We start from the raw sequence: 13,380 nt of genomic DNA, 5'->3' as shown, positions 1-13,380 counted from the left end.
CGCTTATCCAGTAAGCGCTGAAAGCTATCAAATCTGAAATTCCTTGCACCCCCCGGGAAACCGCGGGGCTGTGCGGGACAGGCCCCTCGGGTATAACGCCCGTTACACATACGAGGTGCTGCATGAACCCATTGATCCGCCCCTGCAACCGCCGTCCGGCCTGGACCGCGTTGGCCGTGGCCGCTGCTGCCGTGCTGGCCGGCTGCGCAACGCAGCCGCCGCCCGACCCGGACCGGCGCGAACTGGTGGTGGCCGTCACCTCCGCCCACGAACTCATCACCTTCAGCGCCGGAGAGCCCGGCCGCATCCTGGAGCGCCGCCCCGTCACCGGCCTGGCCCCGGGCGACCGGTTGGTCGGCATCGACTTCCGCGTGGCGCGTGGCGTGCTGTATGCGCTGTCGTACACGGGGCGCCTGTACACGCTGGACATTCCCACCGGCGCGCTGCGGCCCGTGGGTGCCGCGCCGGCCGTGCTGCCGTTGCAGGGCAGCGTGTTCGGCTTCGATTTCAACCCGGCCGCGGACCGCATCCGCGTGGTGTCCAACACCGGCCAGAACCTGCGCCTGCACCCGGACACAGGCGCAGCGGTGGATGGCGACCCGGCCACCGACGGCGTGCAGCCTGACCCGGCACTGCGCTACGCCCCGGATGACGCCAACGCCCGCCGCATGCCCGACATCGCGGGCGCCGCCTACACCTACAACCCGCAGGACAGCAAGATCACCACCAACTACGCCATCGACCGCGCCCTGGGCGCGCTGGTCATGCAGGGCTCGCGCGAAGGCACCACGCCCGTGGTGTCGCCCAACACCGGCCAGCTGCGCACCGTGGGCCCGCTGGGCCTGGGGCCGCTCACTGACGTAGCTTTCGACATCTCTGATGTCAGCAACACCGCGCTGATCGCTGTGCGCACGCCGTCCGAAGCGCAGGCGCGCCTGCACCTCGTCAACCTGGCCACCGGCGCGACCCGCCCGCTGGGGCGGGTCGGCGAAGGCACGCCGCTGCTGGGCATGGCCATAGAGCCATAGGCGGGCGAGGGTGGCACACATCGCGCACACGAGGGCACGGGCGGCGACAGTGATGACGGCCCTGGCCCTGGCCGCTGCAGCAGCCGGTGCCCGCGCGGGCACCGTGGTGGTGGACGTGCAAGACGGTGCTGGCAAGCCCGTGGCCGACGCCATCGTGTTTCTGGACTCGGCCGACGCCCGTCGGCAGGCCCGCCCCCTGCCCGGGGTGAACATGGCGCAGGAGGCGCGGCAGTTTGTGCCCGGCGTGCTGGTGGTGCCCGTGGGCACTGCGGTGAGCTTCCCCAACCGCGACACCGTGCGCCACCACGTGTACTCGTTCTCTCCCGCCAAGAAGTTCGAGCTCAAGCTCTACATCGGCACGCCCGCCAACCCGGTGGTGTTCGACCGGCCCGGCGTGGTCGTGCTGGGCTGCAACATCCACGACAACATGGTGGGCTGGATCCTGGTGGTGGACACGCCGTATTTCGCGCGCAGCGCGCCCGGCACCGGCCGGGTGCAGCTGGACAACGTGCCCCCGGGCGCTTACACCCTGCGTACCTGGCACGCGCGGCTGCCCGTTGGTGCGCCCGCGCTGGAGCAGCCGCTTGTCGTGCCCGCCAGCGGCACAGGCAGCGTGCAGGTGCGCCTTGCGGGGTTGCAGCCTTGAGCCTGCAGTCGGCCCGCCACAGCCTGCTCCTGCGGCTGGTGGGGGTGTCGCTGCTGCTGCTACTCATCGTGCAGGCGGCGGGGTTTGCGGTGGTGCGCGCCACCATTGACCGCAACGCCCGCGCCCAGATCGCCCGCACGCTGGACCTGGACGAAAACGTGTGGCGCCGCCTGCTGGAGCAGAACGCCGACAAACTGCGCCAGGGCTCTGCCCTGCTGGCGGCCGACTACGGGTTTCGCTCGGCCGTGAACTCGGACGATGCGCAGACCATCCAGTCGGTGCTCGAGAACCACGGCCGCCGCATCGGCGCGGCCGTGACCGCACTGCTGGGCACCGACCTGGCGCTGCGCGTGGTGAGCCTCACGGACGACGGCATGCAGGACGTGCCGGCGACCCTTCGCCAGCTGGTGCCCGCACTGGCCGCGCAGCCCCAGGGCAGCCGCGTGGTGGTGATGGACGGAGTTCCTTACCAGTTTGTAATGGTGCCGATGCGGGCGCCGGTGGTCATCGGCTGGGTGCTGATGGGCTTTCCCATCAGCCAGCCACTGGCCGAGGAAATGCGTCAGCTGCTGTCCGTGCACGTGGCGCTGCGGGTGACCACGCCGGGCGGCGAGGTGCGCATTCCCGTCAGCACCCTGCCGGCTGATGCGCTGAAGCCGCTGTTGCAGGCGCATCAGACGATCCCCAGAGAGGTGCGCACGCCCGACGCCACGCTGCTGGCGCGCAGCGCCCGCCTGGACAGCGCGGGGGGCGAGGTGCAGGCGGTGCTGCTGCGATCGGTGGACGAGGTGGTGGCGCCCTACCGCCAGCTGCAGGTGCTGTTGGCCATCATCACCGTGGGCGGTGTGCTGCTGTTCGCAGTGGGTACAGGCTTTGTGGCGCAGCGGCTGACCACGCCCCTGCGTTCTTTGCTCGCCGCCACGCAGCGCCTGTCGCGCGGCGAATACGACACGCCGCTGGAACACACCGGCCGCCAGGACGAGATCGGCAACCTGGCCCGCTCGTTCGACCACATGCGCGTGGACATTGCCGCTCAACAGACCGAGATCCGGCGCCTGGCCTACTGGGACCGGCTTACCGGCCTGCCCAACCGCGAGCGCTTTCGCGAGGCCGTGCTGCAGGCTATGGCGGACAGTGCCGACATTGCGAAGCCGCTGGCTGTGCTCACGCTGGACCTGGACCGCTTCAAGCACGTGAACGATGTGCTGGGCTATGCCTACGGCGACCGCCTGCTGCAGGCGGTCGCCGGCCGTCTGGGCCGGCAGGTGCGTTTGAGCGGCGACATGGTGGCGCGCCTGGGCGGCAATGAGTTCGCGCTGTTGCTGCTGCAGGCCGATGTCGCAGCCGCCCACGCCATTGCACAGGACATCATCCGGTCGTTCGAGGAACCGCTCGCATTCGAAGACCAGACAGTGGACCTGAGCGCGGGCATCGGCTTTGCCTGTTGGCCCGGCGACGCGGACGACGCGGACACCCTGCTCAGCCGCTCGGAAATTGCCATGTACGCCGCCAAGCGCCGGCTCAGCGGGGCGCTGCAATACGACGCGGCGTTTGACTCGGCCAGCACCCAGACCTTGTCGCTGCTCACCGAGCTGCGCCACGCGGTGGAGCACGATGAGCTGCGCCTGTACCTGCAGCCCAAGGTGTCGCTGCATGGCGATGCCGGGCCCGCGGCGGAGGCCCTGGTGCGCTGGCAGCACCCCCAGCGCGGGCTGGTGCCGCCCATGCAGTTCATCCCGTTTGCCGAACAGACAGGCTTTGTGCGGCAGTTGACCTTGTGGATCTTTGAAGAGGTGGCCCGCCTGCTGGCCCGGTTGCGCGCGGAGGGGACGGCACTCAGGGTGTCGGTGAACCTCTCCACCCGCGACCTGCTCGACCCGGACCTCAGTCAGCGGCTCGCCGCCATTCTGGCGCGCCACGGCGTACCGGCCTCGGCCTTCTGCCTGGAGATCACCGAAAGCGCCATCATGGACGACCCGCAGCGCGCCGAGGCCATGCTCAACCGGCTGTCGGAGCAGGGCTTCAAGCTGTCCATCGACGACTTCGGCACGGGCTATTCATCGCTGGCCTACCTCAAGCGCCTGCCGGTGGATGAGCTAAAGATCGACAAGTCCTTTGTGATGGGCATGGACACCGGCGAGGACGACGCGATGATCGTGCGCTCCACCATCGACCTGGCCCACAACCTGGGTCTCACGGTGGTGGCCGAAGGGGTGGAGACCGCCGCCATTCTGGAGCGGCTGCGCCTGCTGGCCTGCGACGAGGCCCAGGGCTACCACATGGCCCGCCCGCTGCCGGTGGACGAATTTCTGGCCTGGCAGACGGCCAGGCAGGGGCCGCCGCCAGCCGCCTGACCTGCGGCGGGACACTTTTTGCTGGGCCTGTGCTGCCACAGCGGCGAAAATACGCGCCAATGTCCTCTTCCAGCTCACGCCCCCCGTCGGCTCCGCCGCCACCGGACGCCGCAGGCGGCCCCGCCCGCCCCGTACTGCGCCGGCCCACGCTCTCGGTGGCGCCCAAGGGCGCACCCGCGCGCCCTGCAACAGCCCCCGCAGCCCGGCCGCCCCGGCCGTCCCGCGCGCCCGCGCCCTCCACCTACCGCACTGCGTCGGGCGGCCCGTTTGTGGCACCCGTGCGCCAGGTGCCTGCCAAGTCCGCGACGCCACCCGGCACACTGCCCACCTCGCGCCTGAACAAGCGCATGGCCGAGCTGGGCCTGTGCTCGCGCCGCGAGGCGGACGACTGGATCGCCCAGGGCTGGGTCAAGGTCAACGGCCAGGTGGCCGAGATGGGCGTGCAGGTGCTGCCCACCGACCGCATCGAGGTGGACCCGGTGGCGCAGGGCTTCCAGGAGCAGCGCGTCACCATCCTGCTGCACAAACCCATGGGCTACGTGAGCGGGCAGGCCGAGGACGGCCACACCCCCGCCGTGGCGCTCATCAACCCCCGCACGCACTGGCGCGACGACCCCAGCCGCCAGCGGTTTTCGCCCCCGCAGCTGCGGGGCCTGGCGCCCGCAGGGCGCCTGGACATCGACTCCGTGGGCCTGCTGGTGCTGACGCAGGACGGCCGCGTGGCGCGGCAGCTGATCGGCGAGGATTCCACCGTGGACAAGGAGTACCTGGTTCGCGTGCAGTACGGCGACGTGGCGCTGAATGTGCAACAGGTGTTCCCTGCAGACCAGCTGGCGCGCCTGTGCCACGGTCTGTCGCTGGACGGCCAGCCCCTCAAGCCGGCCCGGGTGGAGTGGCAGAACCCTGAGCAGCTTCGGTTTGTGCTGACCGAAGGCAAAAAGCGCCAGATCCGCCGCATGTGCGAGCTGGTGGGCCTGAAGGTGGTGGGGCTCAAGCGCATTCGCATGGGCCGTGTGACGCTGGGCAGCCTGCCCGTGGGGCAGTGGCGCTATCTGCTGCCGACCGAGCGGTTCTGAGAGTGCCATGACCTCTGCGCGCCGCTCCAATCCCCTGCGCCAGCTGCGCGCGTCCGACCTGCGCGGCGTGGCCCGACTGGCCACCCAGGCCACGGCGGGCGCCAGCCGGGTGGCAGAGGGCGTGCACCAGTCGGTGCTGGGCACGCTGGGCCTGCCCGAAGGCGCCGAGCCCGGGCAGGCGCGGGGCCTGACAGGCCTGGTCTACCAGAGCATTCGCGGCGTAACCCGGCTGGTGGACGCGGGCCTGCAGGCGGGCCTCTCACGGCTGGAGCCCTTCTGGACGCCAACAGACACGGGCGCAACGGCGCCCGTGCAATGGGAGCGGGAGGCCGTGCTGGCCGCCCTCAACGGTGTGCTGGGCGACCGGCTGGCGCGCGACCACAACCCGCTGTGCACGGCCATGGGCTGGTACCGGCAGGGCCTGCCGCTCGACCCCTCGGCGCTCGCGGCATCTGGCACCGCCACGGGCAAGGTCCTGGTCATGGTGCACGGCCTGTGCATGAACGACCTGCAGTGGCGCCACCACGGCCATGACCACGGCGACTACCTGGCCCGCACGCTGGGCTACACGCCGGTCTACCTGCGCTACAACACCGGCCTGCACACGTCCACCAACGGTGCGACGCTGTCGGCCCAGCTGGAGGCACTGGTGGCCGCTTGGCCTGTGCCGGTGACCGAGCTGTCGGTGCTGGCGCACAGCATGGGCGGGCTGGTGGCGCGCAGTGCCTGCCAGCACGCGGCCACACAAAGCGCACCGCCCAGCCGCTGGCTGCCCCTGTTGCGCCACCTGGTGTTTCTGGGCACGCCGCACCACGGCGCCCCGCTGGAGCGCGCGGGCCACTGGGTGGACGCGCTGCTGGGCAGCACGCCGTTTTCCCGGCCGTTTGCGCGACTGGCGCAGTTGCGCAGCGCGGGCATTACCGACCTGCGCTATGGCCATGTGCTGGACGCCGACTGGCTGGGCCGCCACCGCTTCCGCAAAAGCCCCGACCAGCGCATCCCTGTGCCCTTGCCCCAGGGCGTGGCCAGCTACGCGGTGGCGGCCGCACTGGCGGCGCGGCGCAGCCCTGCCGCCGAGCGCCTGGTAGGGGACGGGTTGGTGCCATTGCACAGCGCGCTGGGTGTGCACGATGATGGCCGGCGCACGCTGGGCTTTCCGCGCCACCGGCAGGCGGTGTTTTACCGCTTGGGCCACCTGGGCCTGCTGGGCGACTTGGGCGTGGCGCGACAGCTCGAACAATGGCTGGGGTCTGAATGAGTGCGGGCGCAACCGCCCGGACGGGCTTTTTTAACTGGCGGGCGGCGTTGGGCGCGGCTAGCCGGCCGCTACCATGTGGCCCCATGCGATATGCAAACAAGGAGAAATGAGTGAGCGACGTGAAATACCGCCTGGTGACCCGCAGTGACTTCGATGGGCTGGTCTGCGCCGTGCTGCTCAATGAGCTTGACCTCATTGATGAAATCACCTTTGTGCACCCCAAGGACATGCAGGACGGCAAGGTGCCCATCACCAGCCGCGACATCACCACCAACCTGCCTTACGTGCCGGGCGCCCATCTGGTGTTCGACCACCATGAGTCCGAAACCATCCGCAACTCCGGCCGCCGCGACGAGAACCACATCATCGAGGCCCATGCCCCCTCGGCTGCGCGCGTGGTCTACAACCACTACGGCGGCAAGGCCACCTTCCCCCGCATCACCGAGGAGATGATGGCCGCGGTGGACCAGGCCGATTCGGCGCAGTACTCGCGCGAGGACATCCTGGACCCGCAAGGCTGGGTGCTGCTGAATTACCTCATGGATTCGCGCACGGGTCTCGGGCGCTTCCGCGAGTTCCGCATCAGCAACTACGCGCTGATGATGGACCTCATCAAATACTGCCGCGACCACACCATTGAAGAAATTCTGGCGCTACCTGATGTGCAGGAGCGCGTTCAGCTCTACCGCGAGCATGCCCCCAAGGCCAAGGCCCAGCTGCAAAGCTGCGCCATCCGCATCGACAACCTGGTGGTGCTGGACCTGCGCGACGAGGAGATCATCTGGGCCACCAACCGTTTCATGATCTATGCGCTGTTTCCCCAGTGCAACATCTCCATCCACGTGATGTGGGGCCTGCAAAAGCAGAACACCGTGTTCGCCACGGGCAAGTCCATCCTGGACCGCAGCAGCAAGACGCACGTGGGCAACCTCATGCTGGAGTTTGGCGGCGGCGGCCATGCGGCAGCTGGCACCTGCCAGGTGGCCAACGACAAGGCCGACGCCATGCTCAAGACGCTGATCTCGCGCATCACCACCGACGGCTGACGCCAGCCTGCCGTCCCTCCTCTTGAAAACGGGAGGGGCGCCCCGACATCACGCCTGCTGGTTCGGCAGGCGTGTTTTTTTGTGCCGGACCTTTTTGTATCCGTCTTCGCACTGACTGATTGAACGATTTCATTGAGAGAGAACATCGCCATGAGCAAGCAAACGTTGTCCTTCCAGGCAGAAGTGGCCCAGCTGCTGCACCTTGTCACCCATTCGCTGTACTCCAACCAGGAGATCTTCCTGCGCGAGCTGATCTCCAACGCATCGGACGCGTGCGACAAGCTGCGCTTCGAAGCCCTGAACAACAATGCCCTGTACGAAAACGCGCCCAACCTGGAGGTGCGCGTGAGCTTTGACAAGGCCGCCAAGACGCTCACCATCACCGACAACGGCATCGGCATGAGCCAGCAGGAGGCCATCGACCACCTGGGCACCATCGCCAAGAGCGGCACCAAGGACTTCATGGGCAAGCTCAGCGGCGACCAGAAGGCTGACGCCCAGCTCATCGGCCAGTTTGGCGTGGGCTTCTACTCCGGTTTCATCGTTGCCGACAAGATCACCGTGGAGTCGCGCCGCGCCGGCCTCAAGCCCGAAGAAGGCGTGCGCTGGATCAGCGGTGGCACGGGCGACTTCGAAGTCGAAACCATCACCCGCCCCGCCCGTGGCACCAGCATCATCCTGCACCTGCGCGACGACGCCGAAGAGTTCCTGAACGCCTGGAAGCTCAAGTCCGTCATCGCCAAATACTCCGACCACATCAGCCTGCCCATCCTGATGGAAAAGGAAGAGTGGAAAGACGGCGAGCTGATCAACCCCAATGACGAAAACGGCGGCCGCCAGCCCGGCGGCATGGTCAAGACGGGTGAGTGGGAAACGGTCAACAAGGCCAGCGCCCTGTGGACGCGGCCCAAGAAAGACATCACCGAAGAGCAATACGCCGAGTTCTACAAGACCATCAGCCACGACCATGAAGCGCCCCTGACCTGGGCGCACAACCGCGTCGAAGGCAACACCGAGTACACGCAGCTGCTGTACATCCCCGCCAAGGCGCCGTTCGATTTGTGGAACCGCGACAAGAAGGCGGGTGTGAAGCTGTACGTGAAGCGCGTCTTCATCATGGACGACGCCGAAGCGCTGATGCCCACCTACCTGCGTTTCGTCAAGGGCGTGATCGACTCGGCCGACCTGCCGCTGAACGTAAGCCGTGAGCTGCTGCAGGAAAGCCGCGACGTGCGCGCCATCCGCGAAGGCAGCACCAAGCGGGTTCTGAGCATGCTGGAAGACCTGGCCAAGCACGACAGGCACGAAGCCGCTGCGACCGAAGGCGCGGACGGCGTGACCGACGTGGTGAGCGAGGAAGACAAGGCCAAGGAGGGCAAGTACACCCAGTTCTACGCCGAGTTTGGCGCGGTGCTGAAGGAAGGCCTGGGCGAAGACTTTGCCAACCGCGAGCGCCTGGCCAAGCTGCTGCGCTTTGCCAGTACGACCAGCGACACGGTGACCGTGGGCTTTGCCGACTACAAGGCCCGCATGAAGGAGGGCCAGGAGGCCATCTACTACATCACGGCCGACACCCTGGCCGCCGCCAAGAACAGCCCGCAACTCGAAGTCTTCAAGAAGAAAGGCATCGAGGTGCTGCTGATGACTGACCGCGTGGACGAATGGGCGCTGAATTACCTGCACGAGTTCGACGGCACGCCGCTGCAGAGCGTGGCCAAGGGTGCCGTGGACCTGGGCAAGCTGCAGGACGAGGCAGAGAAGAAGGCTGCCGAGGAAGCCGCAGAAGCCTTCAAGCCCGTGCTGGCCAAGCTGAAAGAAGCTCTCAAGGACAAGGCAGAAGACGTGCGCGTTACCACGCGCCTGGTTGATTCCCCCGCTTGCCTGGTGGTGCAGGACGACGGCATGAGCACGCAGCTGGCGCGTTTGCTCAAGCAGGCCGGCCAAGAGGCGCCGCAGACCAAGCCTGTGCTGGAGGTGAATGCCGAGCACGCGCTGGTGAAGAAGCTGGACGGCAGCATGCACTTCCACGATCTGGCGCACATCCTGTTCGACCAGGCCCTGCTGGCCGAAGGCGGCCTGCCGGAAGACCCCGCCGCCTATGTGAAGCGCGTGAACGCCTTGCTGGTTTGATCCGTACCGAAGCAGGGAAATTAAGGGTCAAATTGGCCTCTGGCGCTTGTCCAGAAAGCGCTAGATGCTATCATTTTTAACAAAACAAAAACCCCGGCTGCCGCAATGGCAGGCCGGGGTTTTTGTTTGTGGACGGGGTGCGCGAGAGCCGCTCGGGCCCGGTGCGGCTTTTAGTCCTCCGGCTGGGCTTGTTCCAGGATGCGCGAGTGTGCGCGGTTGCGCTCCTGCGGGTCGGCGTCGATCAGCGTCTTGAGCGCGCCTTCGGGAGCGAGGCGCCCTTTGCGGCGGTCGTTCTTGACGGGGAGGTTGCGCCAGCCGGAGAGCACCAGCCAGTCCCACAGTTCACGGGACACCGGCTCGCTGACAGCCATCTTGATGTCGCCGCGCTGGATGGTGGACCCCACCTGCGGCAGCGGTCCCACGGGTGCGGGCTTGCGCTGCTGGCGGATGGAGAAGAGGTTACGAAGCAGATCCTTCATGGGTGGGCCGACTCGCTGGGGGAACAAAAGTACCGGCAGCATAGCCCACGTGGCACGCCCAGCTCAAGCGCGTGTCAGGACCGCAGCGGCGGGGCCGCGCCGGGCGGACCGCCCAGCAGGGTCTTCATCGCGCGCAGCTGCATCAGCCCGTCGCGCGCGGCGGCCTCCAGCGCCTGCAGTTCGGCCACCACGGCGTCGGCATCCTGCGCGCGCGCCGCGTCTTCCAGCGCCTGGGCCACGTCGTTGAGTTGCAGCAGGCCGAAGCTGCCTACCGAGCCGCCCAGGGCGTGGGCTTCTCGGCCCGTGGTCGCCCAGTCCTGGTCGTCCACCGCTGCGCGGATGAGGGCGATGCGGCGGTCGCAGTTGCGGATGAAATGTTCCACCAGCGTGCGCAGGCTGGGGGGGTCGAACAGGGTGAGCAGCTCTTCCAGCACGCGGGCATCGAAGGGCGCGCGCCTGGCCGGGCCGCCTGCGGGGGCTTTGTCGGGCTCTGTGCCGCGCGAACTGGGGCGGCGGGGCTGCAGCCAGGGCGCCAAGGCGCGCCATAGGTGGTCTTCCAGCAGCGGCTTGGCGAGGTAGGCGTTCATGCCGGCGGCAAAGGCGGCCTCGATGTCGGCGTGCGTGGCATTGGCCGTCATGGCAACGATGGGGAGGTGGCGCCAGGCGTCCTCGGCGCGCAGGGCACGCGTGGCGCTCAGCCCGTCCATCACGGGCATCTGGATATCCATGAGCACGGCGGTGTAGGTGCCGGGCGGGGCTGCGGCCAAACGGTCCATCGCCTCTTGGCCGTGGCGCGCCGAGTCTGCGGCCACACCGCCGTGTTCCAGCAGTCCGCAGGCCACCTGCAGATTGATTTCGTTGTCGTCCACCACCAGCACGCGGTGCGGGCCGGTGGGGGCGGCACCGGCGGTGGCGGTGGTGGCCGTTGTGGCGGCGGGCAGCGCCGCGGGGGCCGCAGCGCGCGGAGCGTCTGCATCCGGTGGGGACAGCGCAGGCTCGGGCGCGCGCTGCACCTGCGCCGTGAACCAGAACGTGCTGCCTTCGCCCGGCGTGCTGCGCACGCCCGCCGTGCCGCCCATCAGCTCGGCCAGCTGTCGCGATATCACCAGTCCCAGCCCCGTGCCCCCAAAGCGCCGCGTGATGGAGGTGTCCGACTGGCGGAATGGCTGGAAAAGCCGGCCCATCTGCGAATCGCTCAGGCCCAGGCCCGTGTCGCTGACTTCGCCGTACAGCATCAACGTGCTGCCGTTACTGCCGTTGCTGCCATCGCTGGCATCACTGCTGTTGTTCTTGTCGCTGTCGTTGCTGGCGCCTTGGCCGGTGGTGGCGGGGTGGCGTTGACCGGTGTCCGCATCGCCGTCTGCTTGCAGGCGCAGAACGATGACCACCTCGCCTTGCTCGGTGAACGTGATGGCGTTCTGCAGGTAGTTGATGAGGATCTGCGCCAGCCGCTGCGGGTCGCCCAGCAGGTGGTCTGGCAAACGGTCGTCGATCTCCACGCGCAGGTCCAGACCTTTGCGCAGGGCCTTGGGGGCGAGCAGGTCCGTCACGTCGGCCAGCAAGGGGTGCAGTGCGAAGGGGCGGTTCTCCAGCCGCAGGTGCCCGCCATCCGCCTTGGAGAAGTCCAGGATGTCGTTCACGATGCCCAGCAGGTGCTTGCTGGCGCGCAGCATCTGCTGCACGCGGTCATGCTGCGGCAGGCTCAGCGGCTCCTTCAGCGCCAGCTGGGCCAGGCCCAGGATGGCGTTGAGCGGCGTGCGGATCTCGTGGCTCATGACGGCCAGGAAGTGGGCGCGGTCGAGCGCTGCCTGTTCGGCCGTGTCCTTGGCATCGCGCAGCGCCTGGGCCTCCCGGCGGCGCTCGGTCACGTCCAGCCACACGCCGCTGAACAGCACCTCGCCCCCGGCCAGCGGCCGGGCCGTGGCTAGCGTGCGCAACCACCGCGGGCCTTGTGGGGTGGCGATCTGCACATCAAAGTCCACCGGCCGCAGCGAGTGAAAGCTGCTGGCAAACAGCGCACGCACCGCCGTCGGCGCGTCCGGCTGCGCCTCGGTCTCCACGGTGCAGCGTCCGTACGCCTGGTCGATGGGGCCGTGGGCTCCACTGCCGGCTCGGCGCAATGCCAGCACCGGCACGCCGGGCAGGTCGGCGGCCTTCTCGCTCACAAACAGAAAGCGGCAGTCCCCGTCCGCCCGCAAAGCGAGCTGGAACACCGCCCCCGGGATCGCGCTGGTCAGGTCCGCCAGCTGTTCGGAGCGGCTGCGCGCCTCGGCCCCGGCGGCCACTTCCTGGGCCAGGCGGTCGGCCTGCTGCATGCTGTCCCTGAAGACTTTCAGGGCGCGCGCCATGGTGCCCACCTCGTCGCGGCGGGCGGTGCCGGGGATGGCATCGCCGTAGTCGCGCGCGGTCAGACGGTCCATAGCGCGGGTCAGCTGTGCCACCGGTTGCGAAATCTGCGTGAACGCCACGTGGGCCGACAGCATCAGCATCAGGGCCAGGCCCAGCGTCACGGCCACGGTGGTGGCCCAGAGGGTGCGGTCCGTGGCCCGGTTGAGGTTCTGCACCGCTGTCTCGAAGTGGCCCATGGACTGCTGGCGCAAGGCGGCCAGTTCCTTGCGCAGGGCCTGCGCGGCCGGGTCGAACCGGTCGCGGGCAATGCGCTGGGCCAGGCTATCCCGCTGCAGCGCGGCAGCCTCGGTGGCCAGCAGGGCGTCTTCAAACAGGGCGTCGGCCTTGGCGGACAGCGCGGCCGTGGCTTGGCCGGCGGTGGTAGCTGGTGGCAGCACGTGCGGCTGCACAGCCACCAGCTGCGCGATGCCCTCCAGCTCGGCCAAAAAAGCGGTGCGGGTGGCGCGCAGCTGTTGGGCTGCCGTCTGGCGCCGGCCGGCGTCGGGGTCGAACAGGGCGGTGTGCACGATGCGCTCCGCCTCGGTCAGTACCTGTGCCGCGTCGCCCAGATGCGGGGCCAGCCGCATCTCGGCATCGATGAGCTCTCGGTAGCTGTGGTCCACCGCCCGCATGCTGAGCAGCGCATAGGACACCACAGCCACCGAGATCACGCCCATCAGGGCCACCAGCAATGCAATCTTGGTGGCCAACGGGCGGTGGAGGAAAAGGCGCTCGTAAATCATGGTGCCGGACGAAGGCCGGGGAGGAAGAAGAGACCCTGGCCCCGCACCATGCCACAAAGGCCGGCGGGCGTCACGCAATGAGACGCCACCTGCCGCGGCGTCTGCATGGGTGTCGCCAATGGCAACCCCGTTACGACCGTTACCCCAGGCCGCCGGTGGCTGCTGCCCCGGCGCGCCGCGTGGGAGCACGAAGAGCGGGGACGCAAGCAGAAGCGGGGGCGCAGAACGCGCA

General features: G+C 68.4%; 9 protein-coding genes. 7 read left to right on the top strand and 2 right to left on the bottom strand.

Annotated features, from left to right (window positions below; all coding sequences use genetic code 11):
* Positions 1 to 122: 122 nt before the first annotated feature.
* The 7 genes from ACK4HJ_RS13380 (at position 123) to htpG (ending at position 9,538) form a co-directional block, all read left to right on the top strand.
* A complete protein-coding gene (locus tag ACK4HJ_RS13380; protein ID WP_409832287.1) occupies positions 123 to 1,028 on the top strand; it encodes a DUF4394 domain-containing protein in 906 nt (301 codons plus the stop codon).
* 52 nt (positions 1,029 to 1,080) lie between these two features.
* On the top strand, positions 1,081 to 1,674 hold the full coding sequence (locus tag ACK4HJ_RS13375) for a methylamine utilization protein (protein ID WP_409832284.1): 594 nt from the start codon (positions 1,081 to 1,083) through the stop codon (positions 1,672 to 1,674).
* A complete protein-coding gene (locus ACK4HJ_RS13370) occupies positions 1,671 to 4,028 on the top strand; it encodes a putative bifunctional diguanylate cyclase/phosphodiesterase (RefSeq protein WP_409832281.1) in 2,358 nt (785 codons plus the stop codon). The genes ACK4HJ_RS13375 and ACK4HJ_RS13370 overlap by 4 nt, the downstream gene beginning before the upstream one ends.
* 59 nt (positions 4,029 to 4,087) lie before the next feature.
* On the top strand, positions 4,088 to 5,104 hold the full coding sequence (locus ACK4HJ_RS13365; protein ID WP_409832278.1) for a pseudouridine synthase: 1,017 nt from the start codon (positions 4,088 to 4,090) through the stop codon (positions 5,102 to 5,104).
* Between the two features lie 7 nt (positions 5,105 to 5,111).
* Positions 5,112 to 6,362: an esterase/lipase family protein gene (locus ACK4HJ_RS13360; RefSeq protein ID WP_409832275.1), complete on the top strand. Its 1,251-nt coding sequence runs from the start codon at positions 5,112 to 5,114 to the stop codon at positions 6,360 to 6,362.
* 110 nt (positions 6,363 to 6,472) lie between these two features.
* On the top strand, positions 6,473 to 7,408 hold the full coding sequence (locus tag ACK4HJ_RS13355) for an exopolyphosphatase (protein WP_409832273.1): 936 nt from the start codon (positions 6,473 to 6,475) through the stop codon (positions 7,406 to 7,408).
* 150 nt (positions 7,409 to 7,558) lie between these two features.
* Positions 7,559 to 9,538 (top strand): molecular chaperone HtpG, encoded by a 1,980-nt coding sequence (gene htpG / locus ACK4HJ_RS13350; protein WP_409832270.1) that lies wholly within the window; start codon positions 7,559 to 7,561, stop codon positions 9,536 to 9,538.
* Between the two features lie 170 nt (positions 9,539 to 9,708).
* Here the strand turns inward: htpG and ACK4HJ_RS13345 are convergent, their stop codons facing one another.
* Positions 9,709 to 10,017, bottom strand: a complete 309-nt coding sequence (locus ACK4HJ_RS13345; protein WP_409832268.1) for a hypothetical protein — start codon at positions 10,015 to 10,017, stop codon at positions 9,709 to 9,711.
* Between the two features lie 74 nt (positions 10,018 to 10,091).
* Entirely contained in the window at positions 10,092 to 13,115 is a 3,024-nt protein-coding gene (locus tag ACK4HJ_RS13340) for a response regulator (RefSeq protein WP_409832266.1), read from the bottom strand.
* Between the last annotated feature and the right edge of the window lie 265 nt (positions 13,116 to 13,380).

This window comes from Acidovorax sp. (assembly GCF_046294525.1).
Classification (GTDB): Bacteria; Pseudomonadota; Gammaproteobacteria; order Burkholderiales; family Burkholderiaceae_C; genus Acidovorax.
Note: the sequence above shows the minus strand (reverse complement) of the source record. Positions and strands in the feature narration are given on the sequence as shown.